The organism is Massilia mucilaginosa (genome assembly GCF_011682145.1).
GTDB lineage: Bacteria > Pseudomonadota > Gammaproteobacteria > Burkholderiales > Burkholderiaceae_D > Telluria_A > Telluria_A mucilaginosa.
On the sequence record NZ_WHJH01000002.1, the window covers coordinates 287,979 to 309,204 of the forward strand.

General features: G+C 62.5%; 12 protein-coding genes and 1 pseudogene. All 13 read left to right on the plus strand.

Annotation, left to right across the window (positions count from 1 at the left end; all coding sequences use genetic code 11):
* Positions 1-27 precede the first annotated feature (27 nt).
* The 13 genes and pseudogenes from xdhA (at position 28) to F2P45_RS03875 (ending at position 20,953) form a co-directional block, all read left to right on the plus strand.
* Complete coding sequence (xdhA, locus tag F2P45_RS03815; RefSeq protein WP_166870659.1) at positions 28-1,497, plus strand: xanthine dehydrogenase small subunit; 1,470 nt, start codon at positions 28-30, stop codon at positions 1,495-1,497.
* Between the two features lie 10 nt (positions 1,498-1,507).
* Positions 1,508-3,844 (plus strand): xanthine dehydrogenase molybdopterin binding subunit, encoded by a 2,337-nt coding sequence (xdhB, locus tag F2P45_RS03820; protein ID WP_166870662.1) that lies wholly within the window; start codon positions 1,508-1,510, stop codon positions 3,842-3,844.
* On the plus strand, positions 3,844-4,857 hold the full coding sequence (gene xdhC, locus F2P45_RS03825) for a xanthine dehydrogenase accessory protein XdhC (protein WP_166870664.1): 1,014 nt from the start codon (positions 3,844-3,846) through the stop codon (positions 4,855-4,857). The genes xdhB and xdhC overlap by 1 nt, the downstream gene beginning before the upstream one ends.
* A complete protein-coding gene (guaD, locus tag F2P45_RS03830; protein WP_166870666.1) occupies positions 4,857-6,176 on the plus strand; it encodes a guanine deaminase in 1,320 nt (439 codons plus the stop codon). Before xdhC ends, guaD begins: the two co-directional genes overlap by 1 nt.
* Positions 6,177-6,286: 110 nt before the next feature.
* Positions 6,287-7,786: an amidohydrolase family protein gene (locus F2P45_RS03835; protein ID WP_166870667.1), complete on the plus strand. Its 1,500-nt coding sequence runs from the start codon at positions 6,287-6,289 to the stop codon at positions 7,784-7,786.
* A gap of 663 nt (positions 7,787-8,449) precedes the next feature.
* A complete protein-coding gene (locus F2P45_RS03840; protein WP_166870669.1) occupies positions 8,450-11,872 on the plus strand; it encodes a TonB-dependent receptor in 3,423 nt (1,140 codons plus the stop codon).
* Positions 11,873-12,008: 136 nt separating this feature from the next.
* Positions 12,009-13,697, plus strand: coding sequence for a bifunctional metallophosphatase/5'-nucleotidase (locus tag F2P45_RS03845; protein WP_166870671.1), 1,689 nt, complete (start codon positions 12,009-12,011; stop codon positions 13,695-13,697).
* On the plus strand, positions 13,694-14,908 hold the full coding sequence (locus F2P45_RS03850) for a phospholipase D-like domain-containing protein (protein ID WP_166870673.1): 1,215 nt from the start codon (positions 13,694-13,696) through the stop codon (positions 14,906-14,908). The genes F2P45_RS03845 and F2P45_RS03850 overlap by 4 nt, the downstream gene beginning before the upstream one ends.
* Positions 14,908-15,960 (plus strand): S1/P1 nuclease, encoded by a 1,053-nt coding sequence (locus tag F2P45_RS03855; RefSeq protein WP_166870727.1) that lies wholly within the window; start codon positions 14,908-14,910, stop codon positions 15,958-15,960. The genes F2P45_RS03850 and F2P45_RS03855 overlap by 1 nt, the downstream gene beginning before the upstream one ends.
* 24 nt (positions 15,961-15,984) lie before the next feature.
* Complete coding sequence (locus F2P45_RS03860) at positions 15,985-16,815, plus strand: MipA/OmpV family protein (RefSeq protein WP_166870675.1); 831 nt, start codon at positions 15,985-15,987, stop codon at positions 16,813-16,815.
* Between the two features lie 233 nt (positions 16,816-17,048).
* A complete protein-coding gene (locus F2P45_RS03865; RefSeq protein ID WP_166870677.1) occupies positions 17,049-18,350 on the plus strand; it encodes an HlyD family secretion protein in 1,302 nt (433 codons plus the stop codon).
* A 104-nt stretch (positions 18,351-18,454) separates the two neighbouring features.
* Positions 18,455-20,547, plus strand: a pseudogene (locus F2P45_RS37195) (peptidase domain-containing ABC transporter).
* A gap of 202 nt (positions 20,548-20,749) precedes the next feature.
* The gene (locus tag F2P45_RS03875; RefSeq protein WP_166870680.1) at positions 20,750-20,953 is read left to right on the plus strand and encodes a hypothetical protein; all 204 of its coding nucleotides are present in this window, start codon (positions 20,750-20,752) and stop codon (positions 20,951-20,953) included.
* Positions 20,954-21,226: the final 273 nt, after the last annotated feature.

Below are 21,226 nucleotides of genomic sequence, written 5' to 3' on the forward strand. Positions count from 1 at the left end.
GCATACTGGGATAAAGCCGAGGCAAGAATGTCAACACCGATCCGTTTCTACTATCAGGGCGCCGTGCGCGAAGTGACCCATGCCGCGCCGACGCAGACCATCCTCCAGCATTTGCGCGAGGACCTGCACTGCACCGGCACCAAGGAAGGCTGCGCCGAAGGCGACTGCGGCGCCTGCACGGTTGTCGTCGCGTCGCTCGGCGCCGACGGCCAGGTCGAGATGAAGGCGGTGAACTCCTGCATCCAGCTCACGCCCACGTTGGACGGCAAGGCCCTGTTTACAGTCGAAGATGTCCAGCAGCCGAATGGCCTGCTGCATCCGGTGCAGCAGGCCATGGTCGAATGCCACGGCTCCCAGTGCGGCTTTTGCACGCCCGGTTTCGTCATGTCCCTGTGGGGCATGTACCTCAAACAGGAAGGTTGCCAGCCAAGCCGCTGCCAGATCGACGACGCGCTTTCGGGCAACCTGTGCCGCTGCACCGGCTACCGCCCGATCATCGACGCCGCCAAACGCATGGGCGAACTGCCGGCCGTGAGTTTCGACCGCGCCGCGCTGGCCGCCCAGCTGGCGCCCTTGCAGCGCGGCGCCATGGCCACCTACAGTGCCGGCGGCGCATCGTTCTTCGCCCCGCGCACGCTCGATGAACTGGTACGCATCCGCGCCGGCAAGCCAGGTGCCGTGCTGCTGGCCGGTTCCACCGACATCGGCCTGTGGGTCACCAAGCAGATGCGCGAGCTGGGCGACATCATCTATCTCGGCAACGTCGACGCCCTCAAGCACGTTACGCAGCGCGACGGCATGATCGACATCGGCGCCGGCGTCACCCTGGAAGAAGCCTACAAGGCGGTTAGCGCGCACTATCCGGCCGAACTCTCAAGCATGTGGCAGCGTTTCGCCTCGCTCCCGATCCGCAACGCCGGCACCCTGGGTGGCAACGTCGCCAACGGCTCGCCTATTGGCGACTCGATGCCGTGGCTGATCGCTTTAGGCGCGCGCGTGGTGCTGCGCGGCGCCGCCGGCGAACGCGAGCTGGCGCTGGAAGACCTGTACCTCGGCTACCAGAAGAAAGATTTGCAGCCCGGCGAATTCGTCCAGGCCGTGCGCGTGCCGCTGCCGCGCGATGGCGTGCAGTTCCGCACCTACAAACTGGCCAAGCGCTTCGACCAGGACATTTCCGCGGTGTGCGCCGCGTTTGCGCTGCGCTTCGACGGCGATGCGGTGCTTGAGGCACGGATCGCCTTCGGCGGCATGGCCGCCACGCCCAAGCGCGCCGCGCAGACCGAAGCGCTGCTGCTCGGCCAGCCGTGGAGCGAGGCCACCGTCGATGCCGCCATGGCCATGCTGGCGCAGGATTACGCGCCGCTGTCGGACATGCGGGCGTCGAGCGAATACCGCATGAAGACTGCGCAGAATCTGCTGCGCCGCTTCTGGTTCGAGACCCGTCAACACAACCCGCTGGCGGCAGATGCCGTCAACGCCTTTGCCGTGCGCGCGTAAGGAGAACACCATGAACGACGCAGCTACCCCAGCGCTCAAAGCGGCGGCGTGGACCGGCGTGGGCGTCTCGCGCGCGCACGAATCGGCTGCGCTGCACGTGCTCGGCCAGGCCACCTACACCGACGACATTCCGGAAGTGCAGGGCACCCTGCACGCGGCGCTTGGCTTGTCTTCCAAGGCGCACGCCAGGATCACCGCCATCGACCTCGATGCCGTGCGCGCCAGCGCCGGCGTGGTGGCCGTGCTGACGGTGGCCGACATCCCCGGCACCAACGACTGCGGCCCGATCATCCACGACGACCCGATCCTGGCCGATGGCCTGGTCATGTACGTCGGCCAGCCGATCTTCATCGTCGTCGCCGACACCCACGACCATGCACGGCGCGCCGCGCGCCTGGGCCACGTCACCTACGAAGAACTGCCCGCGATCCTCACGCCGCAAGCGGCGCGCGCCGCGCAATCGTACGTGCTGCCGCCGATGCGCCTGGCCCGTGGCGACTACCAGTCCGCCTTCGAGAAGGCGCCGCGCTCGGTCAAGGGCGAACTGTATGTGGGCGGGCAGGAGCAGTTCTACCTGGAAGGGCAGATTTCGTACGCCATTCCAAAAGAAGACAAGGGCATGCTGGTGCTCTGCTCGACCCAGCACCCGAGCGAAATGCAGCACGTGGTGGCGCATGCGCTCGGCCTGCACTCGCATAACATCGTCGTCGAATGCCGCCGCATGGGCGGTGGTTTCGGCGGCAAGGAGTCGCAATCGGCGCTGTGGGCGGCCGCCTCGGCCATCGCCGCGTCCAGACTCAAACGCCCGGTCAAGCTGCGCGCCGACCGCGACGACGACATGCTCGTCACCGGCAAGCGCCACTGCTTCCATTACGAATACGAAGTCGGCTACGACGACGACGGCCGCATCGTCGCCGCCAAGGTCGACATGGTCACCCGCGCCGGCTATTCGGCCGACCTGTCGGGGCCTGTGGCCACGCGCGCGGTCTGCCATTTCGACAACACCTACTATTTGTCCGACGTCGACATCCGTGCCGCCTGCGGCAAGACCAACACGCAATCGAATACCGCCTTCCGCGGCTTCGGCGGCCCGCAGGGCGCGATCGCCATCGAATACGTGATCGACGACATCGCGCGCGCGCTCGGACGCGATGCGCTCGATATCCGGCGCCTCAACTTCTACGGCCGCGACGATCGCAACGTCACGCCGTACGGCCAGGTGGTGGTCGACAACGTGATCCACGCGCTGTCCGCCGAACTGGAACAGACCAGCGAGTACCGCGCCCGCCGCGCGGCAATCAACGCTTTCAACGACGCCAGCCCGGTGCTCAAGAAAGGCCTGGCGCTCACGCCCGTCAAATTCGGCATCGCTTTCAACGTCACGCACCTGAACCAGGCCGGCGCGCTGGTGCACGTGTACGTCGATGGCTCGATCATCGTCAACCACGGCGGCACCGAAATGGGGCAGGGCATCAACACCAAGGTCATGCAGGTTGTCGCGCATGAACTGGGCGTGGACATCGTCAACGTGCGCGCCACCGCCACCGACACCAGCAAGGTCTCGAACACCTCGGCCACGGCCGCATCGACCGGCGCCGACTTGAACGGCAAGGCGGCCCAGGACGCGGCACGCCAGATCCGCGAGCGCCTGGCCGACTACGCGGTCAAGCTGTATGGCGGCGCGGCGGGCGAGGTGGTGTTCGCTGGCGACACGGTGTACGTCAACGGCCATGAAGTCGCCTTCCCGGTGCTGGTGCAAAAAGCCTACCTGGCGCGCGTGCAGCTGTGGTCCGACGGCTTTTACGCCACGCCCGGCCTGCACTGGGACCCGAAAACCATGAACGGCCGGCCGTTCTCGTACTACGCCTACGGCGCCGCCGTGGCCGAAGTGGTGGTCGATACGCTCACCGGCGAATGGAAGCTGCTGCGCGCCGACGCGCTGTACGATGCCGGCAAATCGCTCAACCCGGCCATCGACATCGGCCAGGTCGAAGGCGCCTTCATCCAGGGCATGGGCTGGCTCACCACCGAAGAACTGTGGTGGAACCCGGCCGGCAAACTCATGACGCACGCACCGTCGACTTACAAGATCCCGGGCGTATCCGATTGCCCGGAAGACTTCCGCGTGCGCCTGTTCGATAACCGCAACGTCGAAGACAGCATCCACCGCTCCAAGGCTGTGGGCGAGCCGCCGCTGCTGCTGCCGTTCTCGGTGTTTTTCGCCATCCGCGATGCGATTTCCAGCGTCGGCGGGCACAAGATCCAGCCGCCGCTGAACGCGCCGGCCACCAGCGAAGAAATCCTCAAATCCATTTCCGCTGTCGAAGCGGCGCTCAAGGCGGCGTGATGGACGACTGGCTCAGCGCCGCCGGTCCCGCCATTCTGGTGACCGTGGCCATCGTCGAAGGCTCCGGCCCGCGCGAATGCGGCGCCAAAATGCTGGTCGACGCGACCCGTGTGGTCGACACCATCGGCGGCGGCCATCTGGAACACCGCGCCATCGAGACCGCGCGCGCCATGCTGAAGGGTGGCCGCGCGCGCCACTTCGAACGCTATGCGCTCGGCCCGAGCCTGGGCCAGTGCTGCGGCGGGGTGGTGCACCTCTCGTTCGAGCTGTTCGATGCGGCGCAGGCGGCGTTGCTCGGCCAGCGCCGCCAGGATGACAGCTGGCGCGTGATCGCCATCGACGGCGCGCCGGAGACCGCGCTGTTCGACGGCGACGGGCGTAAGCTGGCAGGCGCGCATCCGCCGGTATTCGCGCGCGACCGCGGCGCCTACGTCATGCAGGAACCGGACGGGCGGCGCTGGCTGGTCGACCCGGTAATCGCGCCGCGCGCGCATCTGGTGCTGTTCGGCGCCGGTCACGTGGGCACGGCCATCGTGCGCGCACTGGCGCACCTGCCATGCACCGTCACCTGGGTCGATGAGCGCGACGACATGTTCCCCCGGCAGGTGCCGGAAAACGTGACCGTGGAGGCGACCGACGTGCCGGAAGCGCTGGTGGCGGCCGCGCCGGCCAATGCCAGCTACCTCGTCATGACCCACAGCCACGCGCTCGACCAGCGCCTGACGGAGGCGATCATGGCGCGGCCTGACGTGGGCTGGTTCGGCCTGATCGGATCGAAAACCAAGCGCCGCCAGTTCGAACACCGCCTGCTTGCGCGCGGCGTGGACGCGGCGCGGATCGATACAATGGTCTGCCCGATCGGGCTGGCCGGCATCACCAACAAAGCGCCGGCGGTGATCGCCGCTTCTGTCTGCGCGCAATTACTGACCGTGTGGGAAGCCATGCAACAGACGCCCAGCGCGTTCAAGCGCATCATGGCAATACCGTCGGCCGCAATCACCGAAAGAATCTGATGTCCATCGTACCAAGCACCGTGCAAGCCTACCGAGCCAGCTTGCTGCATTTTCACGCCGACCCGGCCTTCAGCAAGGATGCCTGCCTGTGGCACGAAGATGGCCTCTTGATCGTCGCCGACGGCAAAGTCCAGGCGGCCGGCGACTACGCGCAGCTGTTTGCAACGCTGCCGGACGGCGTGCGGGTGGTCGATTATCGCGGCAAGGTGATCATGCCGGGCTTTATCGACACCCACCTGCATTTCCCGCAGACCGACATGATCGCCTCGCCGGCGCCGGGCCTGCTGCCCTGGCTGGAAACCTATACTTTCCCGACCGAGCGCCAGTTCGGCGACCCGGCGCACGCGCGCGAAGTGGCCGACTTCTTCCTCGACGAGCTGCTGCGCTGCGGGACCACCACGGCCATGGTGTACTGCACCGTGCACCGCGAATCGGTCGACGCGTTCTTTGAAGCCAGCGCGGCACGCAACCTGCGCATGGCGGCCGGGAAGGTGCTCATGGACCGCAACTGCCCCGAGTTCCTGCGCGATACCGCCGAGGGCGGGGTGCGCGACAGCGAGGACCTGATCAAGAAATGGCACAACAAGGGCCGCGCCATGTACGCGATCACCCCGCGCTTCGCGCCCACGTCCACCGAAGCGCAGCTGCGCTTGACGGGCGAGCTGGCGGCGGCGTATCCGGACACGTATATCCAGACCCACGTGTCGGAAAACGCGGACGAGTGCAGCTGGGTCAAGTCGCTGTTTCCGGACGCGCGCAGCTATCTGGACGTGTACGACCACTATGGGCTGATGCGCGAGCGCGCCATGTTCGGCCACTGCATCTGGCTCGACGACGCCGACTTTGCGCGCATGGCCGAAACCGGGTCGGCGGCGGCGATCTGCCCGACCTCCAACTTCTTCCTCGGCAGCGGTTTGTTCGATTTTGAAAAGGCCGACGCGGCGCGGGTCTCGCTGTCGCTGGCGACCGACGTGGGGGCGGGGACATCGTTCTCGATGTTGCAAACTATGAATGAAGCCTATAAAGTAGCGCGATTGAAAGGCAGCTACCTGCCGGCCGCGCGCATGTTTTACCTGGCGACGCTGGGCGCGGCGCGCAGCATGCAACTCGAAGGGACCATCGGCAGTTTCGTGGCGGGGGCGGAAGCCGATTTCATCGTGCTCGACCCGAAAGCGACGCCTTTGCTGGCGCGCCGCACGGAGCGTTGTAACAATCTCGAGGAACTGCTGTTCGCGCTGGCGCTGCTGGGCGACGACCGGTGCGTGGGTGCGACCTATGCGGCTGGCCGCAAGGTGCATGAGCGGGCCACAGACCTATAGCCGTCGCCCCCGCGCAGGCGGGGGTCCATACCACCGATGCGCAGAGGTGCTATGGATCCCCGCCTGCGCGGGGACGACGGCGTTACTCAACGACTAGAGAAGAAGAACCCATGATCCGAAAAACGAGCAGCCTGTTGATCGCCCTGGCCCTGGCCGCCAGCGCGTATGCCGCGCCACCGACCGCCACGTCCAAGGCCAACGAAGCGGCCACCGCGCGCCACCTGGCTGGCCTGATCGCCGGCGCCGAGCCGAAGCTGTCCGAACTGACCCTGTTCTTCTCGCAGATGCCCAAGGGCGCCGACCTGCACCACCATTACTCGGGTTCCGTCTACGCCGAACAATACGTCGACTTCCTCGACAAGCAGGGCCTGTGCGTCAACAAGCAGACCTACCGCATCGAAACCGACAAGGCCGTCATCGCCGCCCAGCGCGCGCTGCCCGCTGGCGAGCGCACCTGCCTGTCGTCGGCCGAGGTGCTGGCCGACGACTTCACCTACCGCGAACTGCTGCAGCGCTGGTCGAGCAAGGACTTTTACAACCATGGCGCGATCCAGCCGCCGCCGGACCGCCAGTTCTTCCAGACCTTCGGCTTCTTCGGCCCGGTCTCGAATGATAATTTCAACGAAGGCTTGCGGGAGCTGAAAAAGCGCGCCATCGCCGAAAACGTCGGCTACATCGAAACCATGTTCAAGCTCGCGCCGATGACCGGCAACAGCGACGCCGACACTGCCATGTGGAAGGCCGCCGACGATGCCGCGCTCACCGCCGCCATGCGCGGCTGGATGGAAAAACTCGACAAGGACCCGGCCTTCAACAAGGGCCTGGAAGACTACGTCGCCCGCATCAAGACCAACCACGAAAACATCGACGACGAGCAGTTCACGATGCGCTACCAGGCGTATGTACTGCGCCTGGTCAATCCGTCGCTGGTGTTCTCGTCGATGCTGGCCGGCTTCAAGGCCGCCAGCCAGAGCGACTTGATCGTCGGCGTCAATATCGTCGGCCAGGAAAGCCTGGCGCCGTCGATGCGCGATTATGAACTGCACATGAAGATGTTCCGCTTCCTGAAAACCCAGTATCCGAAAGTGAAGCTGTCGCTGCACGCGGGCGAGCTGGCGCTGGGCGACGTGCCGCCGGAAGGACTCAAGTTCCACATCGAGCAGGCCCTGAACGTGGCCGGCGCCGACCGGATCGGGCATGGCATCGACCTGGCGCACGAGTCGAATGCGATCGCGATCATGAAGACCATGCGCGAGAAGGATATTCCGGTCGAGATCAACCTGACCAGCAATGCCTTCATTTCCGGCATCCAGGGCGCCAATCACCCGGTGACCTTGTACCGCAAGTTCGGCGTGCCGTACGTGATTTCGACCGACGATTCGGGCGTCACGCGCCACAACCTGTCGCAGGAATACACGCTGTTCGCCAGCCGCTACCAGCCCTCGTACGCCGAAATCAAGAAGGTCTCGTACAACGGCGTGCGCTACGCCTTTTTGCCGCAGCAGGAAAAGCTGCGCCTGACGCGCCAGCTCGACGAGCGCTTTGCGCGCTTTGAAGCGCAGGTCGCATCCTGGCCTGCGGCCGCCAGCGCCAGGCCGCGCGCCCGCTGAGCTGTCTCCCCGTCGTCTCCGGCACTGCCGGAGACGACGGCGTTCTGCCGTTTCCCCCCATCCGTCTCCCAAACTCCGCACAAATCCGTCGTGCCATCTTGAGTTAGCCCAAACTTCCCCGATTTTGTTGTAAAAAATGATTTACGTAATGGAAAGTGTGTGGCCGTCCCGCTACACATTTGCGTGTCCGGACAAACGTTTGTCGAAATTCTGTATGAAAGGATTTCACCTCAGAACGTAGGATTTATAATCCCGCCAAGGCCACAAGCCCGGAAACACGCCTCAGGAACCCCATCTAGCACTACTTTATGCACGAATTTATATGATCGATATATAAATGCATAAACGAAATGGTATTTGTCAGCCGCGCCGCCACTGCTGCATAGTTGCCTGAGGATGATCCACGAAGCAATCTTGCCAGTCGCCACTTGGTCATGCTGGTGACATATTCAATCAGTAGACTTGCGCGCTGCGCAGGACATTGTCGCGGTCGGGCGCGCTCGCTCGACGGACCTGAAGGACAGCAATAACGACGGCTCAGCATGGCGTCGACTGGTTTTTCGTGGCGGCGCCATCCGCGCCGCCAGCGCAGATTTGCAACAAAGTACAGAGGAAAGGCTTCGCCGCCTTTCACCATAACATGTCTTTTTTTGGGGTTACACAATGATCAAACATAATCGGATGCAGGTCACCAAGCTGGCGCTGGCGCTATCGATCGCGCTGGCGACCTTGCCGGCCATGGCGCAGAACACCACGTCGGCCATCGGCGGGCGCATTTCCGCCGCCGACGGCAAGCCGGCCAGCGGCGCGACCGTATCCATCGTCCACGCCGAATCCGGTTCCGTCAGCAATGTCGTCACCGATGGCGAAGGGCGCTATGTGGCACGCGGCCTGCGTTCGGGCGGTCCGTACACGATCATCATCACCAAAGACGGCATCACCGAAAAACGCGAAGGCGTGTTCATCCAGCTGGCCGAGACCGCATCGGTCGACGCCACCCTGGGCGCGCCGATGCAGACCGTGACCATCGCCGGTTCGGCTGCCCGTTCGGAAAAATTCTCGAAATCGAACATGGGTTCCGGCACCAGCCTGGGCTCGACCGAAATCGCCACCCAGGCATCGATCCAGCGCAACCTGCAAGACTACGCCCGTGCCGACCCGCGCGTGGCGCAGACCGACAAGGAACGCGGCGAAATCTCCGTGGCCGGCCAGAACTCGCGCTACAACTCGCTGACCATCGACGGCGTGGCCGTGAACGACACCTTCGGCCTGGAAGCGAACGGCAGCCCGACTGCCAAGCAGCCGATCTCGATCGAAGCGATCCAGACCGTGCAGGTCAATGTCGCCAACTACGACGTCACGCAAAAGGGCTATACCGGCGGCAACATCAATGCCGTCACCAAGTCCGGCACCAACACCCTCAAGGGCAGCGTCTATTACGTGTTCCGTAACGACAAGATGTCCGGCGACCGCTACAACAACGCCAACAACACCTACTACGCGCCGCCATCGTCCAAGGACACCACCGCCGGCTTCACGCTGGGCGGCCCGCTGATCCAGGACAAGCTGTTCATTTTCGCCAACTACGAAAAGCTCGAATCGAGCCGCGCCGCGCCGGCCTTCGGCCCGCTGGGCAGCTCGCTGACCAACGTCGGCCTCACGCCAGCGTTCATTTCGAACGCGCAGAGCATCGCCAAGGACAGGTTCGGCATCAATGCCGGCACCACCGATGTACCGAGCGGCGCCAAGCTGAACGTGGAAGATGCGCTGGTCAAGGTCGACTGGAACATCAACGACGACCACCGCGCCATGTTCCGCTACTCGAAGACCTCGCAGTCCGAGCCGCAATTCGCCGGCATTTCCGCCACCGGCCTGTCGCTCAACTCGCAGTGGTATGCGCAAGACAAGTCGATCGAAACCTTCGTCGCCCAGCTGACCTCGGACTGGACCCCGAACTTCTCGACCGAATTCAAGGTATCGCAGCGCGACTACGACAGCGTGCCGACCCTGAACTCGCGCCTGCCGTCGATCAGCCTGTCGATGTCCGGCCGTAATCCGGACGGTACGCCGGCATCGGTGCCGACCACCAACCGCTCGCTCAACTTCGGTACCGAAAACAGCCGTCACCGCAACGTTCTCGGCACCAAGACCGACGACATCTACCTGGGCGCAAACTGGGCCCTGGGCGATCACGAAGTCAAGTTCGGCACCGACTACACCAATAACAAGGTCTACAACGCCTTCCAGCAAAACATTTTCGGCAACTACTCGTTCAGCTGCCAGAACAGCAGCAATACCTGGACTTACAGCTTCGGCGCGATCACCTGCGGCAGCGCCACCCCGGCCCAGGTTGAACAGGCGATCCTGGAAAACTTCAGCAAAGGCCGTCCAAGCTCGTACCAGGTGCAGGTTGCCGCACCTGGCGTGAACCTGGCCGACGCTGTCGCCGACTTCTCGCTGAAAAACTACGGCGCGTTTGTGCAGGATACCTGGACCATCAGCCCACGCCTGACCGTGACCGCCGGCGTACGTCTCGATGCCGCCCGCATCAGCGACCGTCCGCGCCGCAACAACGCCATCGCCGCGGCGAAAATCGAAGGCAATGTGCTGACCGGCGCGCGCGAACGCGGCGGTTATGGCCTGGACAACACCAACACCTTCGACGGCCAGAACCTGATACAGCCGCGTTTCGGCATCAACTACAACCTCGACACCACCCGCAAGATGCAAATCCGCGGTGGCGCCGGGCTGTTCCAGGGTAACGCCGCCGCTGTATGGCTGTCGAACCCGTTCTCGAATCCTGGCGTGGCCACCACCACCGTCGGTTGCGGCACCGGTAACTTTGCAGGTTGCAACGGCGCGACGATCTTCAGCGCCGATCCGGACCAGCAAAAAACCAACTTCGCCGGCGTGACCGCGCCTGCGGCCAACGTCGACATCCTGGCGCAAGGCTTGCGCCAGCCGTCGGTGTGGAAAGCCAACGTCGCCTTCGACATGGAACTGCCATGGTACGGCCTGGTCTTTTCCGCGGAATACCTGCACGTGAAGTCCAAGGACGCGATCTACTACCAGAACTTGAACCTCGGCGCCGCCACCCGCAAGGGCAGCGACGGCCGCGACCTGTTCTACACCAGCCAGGGTTACAACCCCTTGTGCTGGAGCGCAACCGGCAACGTGATCAACAGCGGCGCCACCTGCGGCGGCCTGCGTAACAAGGCACTGAGCAACGAATCGTTCGCCAACGTGCTGCTGGCGCAAAAAACCGACAAGGGCGGCAGCGGCATGGCCACCATGTCGATCAGCCGTCCGATGACCTCGGGCCTGGGCTGGTCGATGGCGTACACCTACACGGACGCCAAGGAAGTTTCGCCACTGACCTCGTCGACCTCGAACTCGAACTTCACCGGCCGTTCGGTATTCAATCCGAACGAAGAAGTCAACGCCAATTCGAGCTACCTGGTCAAGAACCGCGTGAACGCGATCGTCAACTTCCAGAAGAACTTCTTCGGCGCCTACAAGACGCGCTTCGGCATGTTCTACGAAGGCCGTTCGGGCAAGCCATACAGCTGGACCGTCAACAACGACTTGAACGGCGACGGCTCCGGTGGTAACGACCTGATGTACATCCCGTCGGCGCCAGGTTCGGGCGAGGTGGTGTTCCACGGCGACAAGCCAGGCAGCACTGTCAACGAAGACAAGTTCTGGAGCGTGGTCAACAGCAACAGCGTGCTGAAGAAAGCCGCTGGCGGCGTGGTTGGCCGTAACACGGACTTCTCGCCATGGACCAACAGCTTCGACATGCGCATTGCCCAGGAGCTGCCAGGCCTGTTCGCCAAGAACAAGGCCGTGTTCAGCCTCGACTTCTTCAACGTCGGCAACCTGCTGAACAAGAAATGGGGCCGTATCAATGAAGTCGCCTTCCAGGGCGCCGGCGCCCAGGCGCGCAGCTTCGTCGACTACGTCGGTCTCGATGCGAATGGCAAGTACATCTACAAAGTACGCGACAACGTCGAATCGCTCGACGTTCGCCAGACCAAGGGCGAATCGCAGTGGGCCATCCAGGCGACCGTCAAGTACGAATTCTGATGCATAGCTGAGTAATTCGAGGAACGGCCGGTGGCGACACTGGCCGTTTTTTTTCGTCCCGCGCGATACATTCCCGATACATTCCAGAGGGCCTGGCGTCCGCTGCGGGCTGCGCTCTTCGGTTATCCTACTACCTATGACACTATTCTCAAGGCCCCTTTGCGCCGCGCTCGCCGCGGCCTTCCTGTCGGCGGGCTGCGCCACGCGCCCGACGGCCCCGATCGAGATCAACCTGGTTGCGCTGAACGACTTCCACGGCCACCTCGACGCCACCAAATTCCAGTACAACAGCATCCACGCCAGCGGCCAGCAAACCGCGCAGGCGGGCGGCATCGACACCATCGCCGCCGCCGTCCAGGCCTGGCGCCGCGAAGACAAGGAGCTGCTGTTCGTCGGCGCCGGCGACCTGATTGGCGCCTCGCCCGCCATGTCGTCGATGTGGGCCGACGAACCGGCGCTCGAAGCATTAAGCATGGCCGGCATGCGCATCTCCTCGGTCGGCAATCACGAATTCGACAACGGCCGCGCCGAACTGCTGCGCCAGCAGCGCGGCGGCTGCGAATCGGTGCGTCCCGAAAAGGCCTGCCAGTTCAGCAAGGACTTCCGCGGCGCCGGCTTCACTTACCTAGCCGCCAACGTGATCGACGACGCCACCGGCAAGCCGTTCCTGCCGGCCTACCGGATCGAAGACGTCAAGGGCGTCAAGGTTGGCCTGATCGGCGCCGTGCTGCGCAACACCGCCTCGGTGGTGCTGGCCTCGGGCATCGTCGGCCTGACGTTCGAAGATGAAGCGAGCGCGATCAACCGCGTCATCCCGGCCATGCGCGCCGAAGGTGCACAGGTGTTTGTGGTGCTGATCCACGAAGGCGGGCACACGCCCGAACCGTTCGACAAACCCGATTGCAGCGCCCTCAAAGGCCCGGTCGTGGACATCGTCAAGAAGCTCGATCCGGCCATTCGCGTGATCGTCAGCGGCCACTCGCACACCGGTTTCCAGTGCAAGGTGGACGGGCGCGTGGTAACCCAGGGCGAGATGGGCGGCCACGTCCTCTCGCGCATCAAGATGATGGTTGATCCGGCCAGCGGCGCGGTGGGCGACATCGCGGTGCGCAACGTGATCATGAAGCCGGGCGAATATCCACCCGATGCGCGCGTGTCGGCATTTCTCAAGCAAGCGAAGGAACGCAGCGAAGCGGCACTGGCGCGACCGGTGGCGCGCGTGGCCGTTCGTTCGATCCACCGCAAGGAAAGCCCCGGCGGCGAAACCGTGCTCGGTGGCCTGATCGCCGACGCCGTGCTGGCCGCCACCAGGTCGCAGGGCGTGCAGATCGGCTTCATGAACATGGGCGGCATGCGCCAGGATCTCGACGTCGAAGCCAGTCTCACCGCCACCTACGGCGACGTGCAGATCGTACTCCCGTTCGGGAACACCATCGTGGCCATGGACATGAGCGGCGCCCAGATCCGCGCGCTGCTCGAACAGCAGTGGGCGCGCCCGGGCGCGAGCAGCGTCTCGGTGCTGCAGGTGTCGGACGGTTTCAGCTACCGCTGGAACAAGGACGCGCCGCGTGGGCAGCGGGTGATGCGCGACAGCGTCACCCTGAACGGCAAGGCGCTCGACGACGCCGCCATCTATCGCGTGGCCGGCAATAACTTCCTGGCCGAAGGCGGCGACAGCTTCCCCGCTTTTGCCGCCGCCGCCAACAAGCGCGACACGCAGATCCGCGATATCGACGCCGTGGTGCAGTTCCTGGTCCAGCGGGACAAGGCGGGCAAGCCGGCCGGCAGCGACACGCCTCCGGGCCGCATCGGAACGGTCCAATGACGCTCCTTCGGCGCGGCCTCGCCGCACTGCTCGCGCTGGTCCTTGGACCGCAGGCGCAGGCCGGCTTTTCCATCCCCGGCTATGAACTGGTGCACACCGCGCCGGTGGAAACCACGCTCGTCAACGCCGACCTGCGCAGCAGTACGTCCGTGTGGACGCAACTGTTCGACGAGGCGCGCAGCGAGATCGTGATCGGCCAGTTCTACGCCATCAGCAAGGGCGGCACGCCGTTCGACAAGGTAGTCGAGCGGTTGGAAGCGGCCGGCAAGCGCGGCGTGACGATCCGCTTTTTGCTCGACAAGAAAGGCATCGGCCTGTCCGATCCGGGCACGCTGGAGCGGCTGCGCAAGATCCCCAATCTGGAGCTGCGCGTGCTCGATTACGCGCAGCTGACCGGCACCGGCATCATCCACGCCAAGTACCTCGCCGTGGACAAGAAGGCGGCGTTTATCGGCAGCCAGAATTTCGACTGGCGCGCGTTTACCCACATCCACGAGACAGGCCTGCTGATCACCGACGCCGCCATGGTGGCGCAGGTGCAGGCCGTGTTCGAGCGCGACTGGCAGGCGCAGTCGCTGCTGGCTTCAAAGCTGGCGGTGCCGCGCGCGGTGTCAGCGAGTGTGGCGCCGCAGGCTGCGCAACTGGTCGCCAGCCCGGCGGCCTACAATCCGCCCGGCGTGGCCGATTCCGAAGTGGTGCTGCCGGCCTTGCTGGCCGATGCGAAGCACGAAGTGCGCATCCAGCTGCTCGATTACGCGCCGCTTGGCTACGGGCCTGACAACACGCGTCCGTACTACGGCGTGATCGACAACGCGGTGCGCGCGGCCGCTGGGCGCGGCGTGAAAATCAAGCTGATGGTCTCGAACTGGAACACCGACCAACCCGGCATCGCCTACCTCAAAAGCCTGGCGCTGCTGCCGAACGTGGAGGTGCGCATCGTCACCTTGCCGGTGGCGTCGAGCGGGCCGATTCCGTTCGCGCGCGTCATCCACAGCAAGACCATGACAATCGACGGCAAGCTGGCCTGGGTCGGCACCAGCAACTGGGCCGGCGGCTACTTCGACAAGTCGCGCAATCTCGAAGTCGTGCTGCGCAACGAGAAGATGGCGCAGCGCCTCGGCGCGCTGCACGAGCAGGCATGGAGCTCGTCGTACGCGGCGCCGATCGAGATTGGCAAAGACTATCCAAAACCGAACAAGGGAACTCAATGATGAAGAAACTGGCTTGTGTAATAGCGCTCGCGGGCGCCTTCGTGTCGGCGGAAGCGCTGGCCTGGGGCGCTGAAGGGCACCGCGCGGTCGGCGCCATCGCCGAAAAACTGATCAAGGGCAGCAACGCCGAAAAACAGGTGGCGGCCTTGCTGCTGCCCGGCGAGAGCCTCGAATCGATCACCGTGTGGGCCGACAGCGCCAAGGGCGGCGCCGGCTACACGCCGCCGACCGCCGAGATGAACGCCTACACGGCGGTCAACCCGCGCCACAACGAGTATCACTACACCGACATCCCGTTCCAGAACGAGCACTATCATGACGGTGGAGTGGGCACGGCCGATGTCGACATCGTGCAAACGCTCAAGCAGGCCATCGCCGTCTTGCAGGGCAAGACCGACCCGGCGCTCAATCCCAACAAACTGACCAAACGCCAGGCCTTGCTGCTGGTGGCGCACATGACCGGCGACATCCACCAGCCGCTGCACGTGGGCGCGGCATTTGTGAGCAAGGATGGCAAATTCGTGGTGCCGAAAAAGCACGAGGATGTCGACAGCCTGAATATCTACGATTCGCGCGGCGGCAACAGCCTGCTGCTCGACGACGACAAGCTCACGTCGCTGAGCGCGAAGCTGATCGAGGGCGAAGCCAAGCCGCTGCCGCCTGGCGCGCAGAAGTGGACGACCCGGCCGTTCCATTCGTACTGGGACAGTACCGTGGTCGACTACGCGATGCGCCGCATCAGCACCAAGACCCCGGAGCAGTTCGCGCAGAAGGTCATCGACGGCAAACCGGTGGTGGCGATGAACACGGGCGACGCCACCAGCTGGCCGTACCAGTGGGCCGACGATGCGCTGGCCGCGTCCAAGCTGGCGTATTCGGACGTGACGCCCGGTGCCATCGGCAAGCAAACCAACCGCAAGGGCGAGACCTACTACACCTTCGGGCTGGAGATGGGATCGAACTACCCGGTGCCAAGTTCCGCGCTGGCCAAGACGCAGCTGATCAAGGGTGGCTACCACCTGGCGTCGCTGCTGCAAACCATCTGGCCGTAACTGCCATCCACAGCGAGCATCCGCATGAAACCAGCCGCACAATTCGCCGCAGTTCTCCTGACGCTGCCCATTGCGGCCAGCGCCGCACTCGCCGACAGCAAAGCGCTCCCGCTGTGGGAAGCCGGCGTCCTTGGCGGCCTTGCGTCCACGCCGGCCTACCCCGGCTCGGCCGACCGCTCATCGCGCGGCTTGCTGCTGCCGTTCCTGATCTACCGGGGCAAGGTGTTTCGCGCCGACCAATCCGGCATCGGCGCGCGCCTGGTCAAGCGCGAGGCGGTCGAACTCGATGTCGGCCTGGCGGCCTCGCTGCCGGCCCGCTCCGATGACGTGGCGGCGCGCTCCGGCATGCCCAACCTGGGCACCTTGCTCGAATTCGGTCCGCGCCTGAAGGTGCGCATCGCCGAGCCGAGTGCGTCGAGCCGGATCCGCCTCGACATCCCGCTGCGCGCCGTGATCGAAGCGCGCGCCGGCGTGCGCACGCAGGGCTTCACGTTCGAACCGAAGGTGGTGCTCGAGATGCGCAGCGCCGACGGCCTGTGGACTTTTGACGCCAACGCGGGCGTCGTCATCGGGGACAAGAAAGTGAACCGCTACTTCTACGAAGTGCAGCCGCAGTACGCCACGTCCTGGCGGCCGGCTTACCGGTCCGACGCGGGGCTGATGCTGACCCGGGTGGGCGCAAGCGCGTCGCGCATGATCAACGAGGACGTGCGCGTGTTCGGCTTTGTGCGTCTGGAGAGTTACGCCGGTGCCGCCAACGAAGACAGCCCGCTGATGCAGAAGAAGTCGGGCGCTTCGGCCGGCGTGGCGTTTGCGTGGACCTTGCGCCGTTCAACGCGGCTTGCCGGGGACTAATTCGCTTTGCCAGCACAGCTACCTTTTCGGAGCAGCGCGATGAGCACACGATTCTGCGAATGAGTTTCTGTTTTACCGCAAGCTAGCTCACATTAAGTTTATTGTCGGGAAAGCTTACGTTAAGTCATTATATGAGACTGCTTGTTCGATAGGCTGTAAGACTCCGTTTCTTCACGCAATCCGTGTCACTGCAAGGCGACGCGCGTTGCCTGCAGTGAAGTGAGACTTGTCTAATGTCGAACATTTGCCAGAACACGCTCAGTAGCGCCTCGCCGGATGCACCGCAGGCCGCCCCTCCCGAATATCAATCCGCCGTCAACGACACATTCTTCCGCAAGGAGGTGGCGCAAGCGCATTCCAATCAGTGGATGGGTGCCATTCGGCTCGCCCAGCCCATGTCGGCGAGAATCGTGGCAGGCTTGGCCCTGGTCATTGCGTTGTGCCTGCTTGCCTACATTTTCTTTGGCACCGTGACCAGAAAAGCACGGGTGACAGGCATGACCTTGCCTGTCGGAGGAAGCTTGACGATCTCCGCGATGAACACGGGAATTCTGACCCGCAGCTTCGTGAACGAAGGTCAAGCCGTTATCGCCGGGCAGCCGCTGTTCGAGGTGTCGACGGAACGCCAGGGAAGCAGCGGAGAAATTTCCATGCTGGTGGCTCAACAGTTAACAATTCAGAAAAACACGTTGGCATCCGAGCGTCGTACTCGCGTGGCGCAGCATCGCGAAAAGGCGGCCGCCATCGATGAGCGCTTGGTGAATGTCAATGCGGAGACGCTGGAACTGGATCAGGAAATCGCGTTAGCGCAGCGGCGCCTCGACCTCGCAAAGTCGAGCTTGGCCAAATACGAAACCTTGCAAGGCAGTGGCTTCGTTTCGGCAGCACAGACGCAGCAAAAGCAGGAAGAACTGATTGATCTTGGCGCAAGAATGAGTACGCTTACAAGAGCAAGGCTGCAACTGCAAGCGAGCAAGCTGAACCTGGCTACCGAACGTACCACCAGCGTGGGCGAGCTGGACAACGTAACGAGTCAATTGCAGCGTTCGGAGGCCGTCGTCGACCAGGAGATAGCCGAAAATCACAGCCGGAAAACCAGCCTGATACTTGCACCGCAGACAGGCGTGGTGGCGACGATTACCTACCGCTCCGGGCAACCGGTCGCCGCGGCTCAGTCCCTGGCAGTGTTGATACCTCAGGCGAACGACAAGCAAAAAGCGGAACTTCTGGAAGTCCAGCTTTACGCACCTAGCCGGATGATCGGTTTTGTCGCCGCAGGCCAGACAGTCTTGATCCGTTACCAAGCCTATCCCTATCAGAAATTCGGCCTGCATCAGGGGCGCATCGTCGATATCAGCAAGGCGCCCTTTGCGCCCGCTGATCTTCCCCCACAGCTGGCCAGCACGATATTAAGCAATGCTCAACAAAGCACGCCGGGGGCAACAGCAACGAAGCGTTGTTTCGAATCAAAGTACAGTTGTCGCGCCAGAGCATCGATGTCTATGGCGTGGTGCAGCCACTGCGTGCCGGGATGACGCTGGAAGCGGATATCGTCCAGGACCGGCGACGCATTTGGGAATGGATCGCGGCCCCTTTGCTGGCGGCGGCGCAGCGTTAAGTCAATTCGAAGGAGCCGGAGATGAAAACTATCCTGCAGACCGAATCGAGCGAATGCGGCCTGGCGTGTCTCGCCATGGTGGCCAGCCATTTCGGCAGTCATATCGACCTTGCGGATTTACGACGGCGCTTTTCGATCAGTCTCAAGGGCGCGAGCCTGGCTCAACTAATGCGCCACGCTGGCTCGATGCATCTGGCAGCGCGGCCTTTAAGGCTGGCGCTGGAAGAGCTGGGTGCCTTGAAGTGCCCTTGCATTCTGCACTGGGACCTGAATCACTTTGTCGTACTGAAGAAAATCAAGCGCAGCCTGCGCGGCATCATTACCGTCGTCATTCTCGATCCGGCCGTCGGCGAACGCATTCTCACCATGACTGAAGTGTCGGACCACTTTACCGGAATCGCACTGGAACTTTTGCCGACGGCGCAATTCGAGCAACAAGACGCGACCCGGAAGATGTCGATCAAACAGCTGACCGGCCCGGTCGTGGGATTGCGCCGGGCCTTATTGCAAGTGTTTGCACTTGCACTTGCGCTGGAAGTGTTTGCGCTTGTTTCGCCCCTGTTCAATCAATACGTTATCGATGAGGTGATCGTCAGTGGCGATCACCAGTTGCTGCAGATATTGGTGGTCGGCTTTGCTCTCTTGTTGATAACGCAGACGCTGATCGGTGTCGCGCGCAGCATGGTGTTGATGAGATGGAGTATCGACGTCGGCCTGCAGTGGTCGGCCCGTGTTTTCTCGCATCTGATCAGCCTGCCGGCAGTGTTTTTCGAAAACGTCATTTGGGTGACGTGCTGTCGCGTTTCGGAAGTATCGCCGCAATCCAGCAAACCTTGACGAGCGTTTTTGTAGAGAGTGTCTTGGATGGTTTGATGGCATTGCTGGCGTTGGGGATGATGCTGATGTACAGCGCGGAGCTCACCCTGATCGTTGTCATCAGCGTCGCGCTGTACGCGGCATTGAGATGGATTTTTTACCAGCCGCTCAGAATCGCATCGCAGGAACGCCTGATCCTCGCTGCAAAAGAAAATACGCATTTTGTGGAAACCGTACGGGCTATCGTTCCTCTCAAGTTGTTCGGGCGGGAGACCGAGCGCAAGGCGCGCTGGCAAAACCTCAAACAGGATGTCGTCAATCGCGACGCCAGGACCGAAAAACTCACCATTCTGATCAAGGCGGCGAACAGTACCATCATCGGCTTGCAAGGACTGATCGTTTTCTACATTGGGGCGGGGCTGGTGCTGCGCAATGCGCTGACGGTGGGTATGTTGATGGCATTTATCAGTTACGCGGCGACATTCGCAGGTCGTATGGTCAGCCTCGTGGATATGTTGATCAATCTGAAGATGCTTGGGCTGCACGCCGAGCGTCTATCCGATATCGTTCTTGAGCCGGCGGAGCCCACGATCACGTGGGAGAGTGACCTAAGCCGTATTTCTCCCAGCATCACCCTGCGCGATGTGAAATTTCGCTATGCGGACGGCGAACCGTGGATTCTGGATGGCGTGAATCTGCACATACCGGCGGGGCAGAGCGTTGCATTGGTCGGCCCCAGCGGATGTGGCAAGACCACGATGTGCAAGATACTTCTCGGACTGCTTGCGCCCACCGAAGGGGAGGTGATGGTCGATGGAATTCCGATTCGGCAGCTTGGTTTGCAGGCCTATCGAAAACTCGTCGGCACAGTCATGCAAGATGATGTTCTCTTGGCAGGTTCCATTATTGACAACATCAGTTTTTTCGACAGCAGATGTGAATACGCGGGTGTCGCGCGGTGCGCTCGTCTGGCGGCTGTACACGAGGAAATCGCTGCCATGCCGATGGGGTATCAGACGCTAGTCGGCGATATGGGGAGTAGTTTGTCTGGCGGCCAGAAACAGCGAATTCTCTTGGCACGCGCGTTATACAAATCTCCCAAAGTGCTGGCCTTGGATGAAGCGACCAGTCACCTCGATATTCAAAACGAACAGCTCGTCAATGCAGCCTTGAGTGCAATGGCACTGACGCGCATCATGGTGGCGCACCGCCCGGAAACGATCAACTCTGCGGATCGGGTTGTTGGCATAAATGGCGGCAAGATGCATGAATTACGTCCAGCACCTCTGGTCATCTAATCTTAAAGAATATCTAATGAATTTACGATTTTGCAATAATTAGAATGGCAAGATTGGAGATAATAATAACAAGTAAGCGGGATTGCATGCCATATTATTCTTCTTATGATTAGAGGTAATTTGGTTAATTCGTCTGGTAATTAACCGGAAAAAACTAAGTCGTGCAATTCGGCACTACTTAAAAACCTGTCAAGGAGTAGTCATGCAAGTAATCGACAATGTTGAAATTCTAGAGATGATTGGTGGAAGTCGTTCCAAGAGTATCAAGTGCAAGGTATCTACATCGGGCGTTGGATGCGAAGGTTCGCTCAATAGTTTCTACGCGGCGTTTGGGGAGGCAGTCGGGCAACTAAATGAGTGGGGAAGCGATTTGGGCTGCTGGCTGTACGATGTAACTCATAATTGACTGGGCACTATATCGGCGTATTGCCGGTATTAAGACTGTAGGGCACCTCGAAAAACCGCCGCAGCCGTGGCATCATAGCGGCTCCACGTTGCTGACCTAATTTCATGATCAAGACGAGTCTGTTTGCCGACCAAGAGCGCGAAGCCAAGCTGAACAAGCTTGGTGATGCGCTCAAGGTGATGGAGCAGCATGTCGACTTCGTCGCGCTTGCCGATGCGGTTGACGAAGCGGCTCCACGTCCCGGCCGCGAACGCGGCGGGCGTCCTCCGTTCC